General features: G+C 73.0%; 2 protein-coding genes. Both read left to right on the top strand.

Going from position 1 to position 2,276, the window contains the following annotated elements; translation table 11 throughout:
* Nucleotides 1-1,930 (top strand): CocE/NonD family hydrolase (locus CCN39_RS27300; protein ID WP_086846648.1); only part of this gene is annotated, 1,930 nt, incomplete at its 5' end.
* A 34-nt stretch (nucleotides 1,931-1,964) separates the two neighbouring features.
* The coding region (locus tag CCN39_RS27295; protein ID WP_143264166.1) for an NAD-dependent epimerase/dehydratase family protein at nucleotides 1,965-2,276 on the top strand (312 nt) is incomplete at its 3' end.

The raw sequence follows: 2,276 nt of genomic DNA, 5'->3' as shown, positions 1-2,276 counted from the left end.
GCGGCCGGTCTCGTCGGACACCGATCCGGTGCCGGCGATCCTCGAATACATCCCCTACCGCAAGCGGGACCTCACCGCGCCCCGCGACTCGATCCACCACCCCTACCTCGCCGGGTACGGGTACGCCTGCGTGCGCGTGGACATCCGCGGCACCGGCGAGTCCGAGGGTGTCCTGGCCGACGAGTACCTCGAACGCGAGCAGCTCGACGCCGAAGAGGTCCTCGAGTGGATCGCCGGCCGGCCCTGGTGCACCGGGGACACGGGGATGATGGGCATCTCCTGGGGCGCGTTCGCCGCGTTGCAGGTCGCGGCCCGGAAGCCGCCGAGCCTGCGTGCCATCGTGATCTCGTCGTTCACCGACGACCGCTTCGCCGACGACATGCACTACATGGGCGGCTGCCTGCTCTCGGACAACGTCGCCGAGTCCGGCACGATGTTCGCCTACGCCACGCTGCCGCCCGACCCGGCGGTCGTCGGCGAGCGCTGGCTCCAGATGTGGCGGGAGCGGCTGGAGAACTGCAGCCTGTGGATCGAGAACTGGCTCGGCCACCAGCGCCGCGACGACTACTGGCGGCACGCGTCGGTGTCGGAGAACTACAGTGACGTCCAGGTGCCGGTGCTGGCCTCCAGCGGCTGGGCCGACGGCTACTCCAACGCCGTCATCCGGCTGCTGGCCCACCTCGACGTCCCCCGCCGCGGGCTGATCGGCCCGTGGTCGCACAAGTACCCGCACCTCGGCGAGCCGGGCCCGGCGATCGGGTACCTCCAGGAGGTCGTGCAGTGGTGGGACCACTGGCTGCGCGGCGAGGAGAACGGGGCCATGGACGGGCCGATGCTGCGGACCTGGATGCAGGAGAGCGTGCCGCCGTCGACGTCCTACGAAGATCGGCCCGGCCGCTGGGTCGGGGAGGCCACCTGGCCGTCGCCGCACGTCGAGCCGCAGGAGCTGCCGCTGACCCGGCACCGCCTCGCGCGGCCGGGCGAGGACGTCGCCGACGAGGCCCTGGCCGTGTCGTCGCCGTTGTCGGTCGGGCAGTTCTCCGGCAAGTGGGCGTCCTACAGCGCCCCGCCGGACCTGCCCTACGACCAGCGCGAAGAGGACGGCGGGTCGCTGGTCTTCGACACCGACGTGCTCACCGAGCGCTGCGAGATCCTCGGCTCCCCGAAGGTGCGGCTGGAAGTCTCGGCCGACCAGCCGGTCGCGATGATCGCGGCGCGGCTCTCCGACGTCGCGCCGGACGGGCGGGCCACCCGCGTCACCTACGGGCTGCTCAACCTGACCCACCGCGACGGCCACGACGAGCCGGCCCCGATGGAGCCGGGGCAGCGGTGCGCGGTCGAGATCGAGCTGAACGCCGTGGCGCAGGCTTTCCCGGCCGGGCACCGGATCCGGCTTTCGCTGTCGACGTCGTACTGGCCGCTGGCCTGGCCGCCGCCGACGCCGGTGCTCCTGAGTGTCCACACCGGACACAGCGCGCTGGAGCTGCCGGTGCGCCCGGTCGCCGAACCGGACGAGCTGCCGGCCCGGCCCTTCGGCGAGCCCGAAGGCGCGCCGCCGATGTCGGTGACCGCGCTGACACCGGGGGAGCAGCGCTGGACCGTCTCGCGGGACCTCGTCGACTACCAGTCGGCGCTGGACATCGTGAAGGACGCGGGGACCGTCCGGTTCGACGACCTCGACCTGGAGGTCACCCGGGACGTCCGCGAGCGCTACAGCTGGGTCGCCGACGACTTCTGCTCGCCGGTGGCGGAAACCGCGTGGGACGTCACCTTCGCGCGCGGCGACTGGGTGGCGCGCAGCGAGACCCGCACCCGGGTTTCCTGCACCGACACCGAGTTCGTCATCGACGCGCAGCTCGACGGCTACGACGGGGCCCGCCGGATCGTCTCGCGGAACTGGCATCGGAGGATTCCCCGTGACCTCGTCTGAGTTTCGCGACCGCCACACCGGGTAAGCCGTTCGGGTGCGCATCGTGATCACCGGGGCGACCGGGAACGTCGGAACGGCACTGCTGCACGCGCTGGAGCCCGGCCACGACGTGGTCGGGCTCGCGCGGCGGCTGCCCGACACGACGGCCGAGCCGTACCGCCGGGCGGGCTGGCGGGCCGTCGACGTCGGCCTCCCCGGCGCGGAGGAGGAGCTGGCGGAGGTGTTCGCGGGAGCGGCCGCGGTCGTCCACCTGGCGTGGGCGATCTCGCCGGTGCGCGGCGACCCGCCGATGTGGCGCACCAACGACCACGGCACCCGGAACGTCCTCGCCGCCGCGGCGGCCGCC

This window comes from Amycolatopsis kentuckyensis (assembly GCF_002155975.1).
GTDB classification, from domain to species: domain Bacteria; phylum Actinomycetota; class Actinomycetes; order Mycobacteriales; family Pseudonocardiaceae; genus Amycolatopsis; species Amycolatopsis kentuckyensis.
Note: the sequence above shows the minus strand (reverse complement) of the source record. Positions and strands in the feature narration are given on the sequence as shown.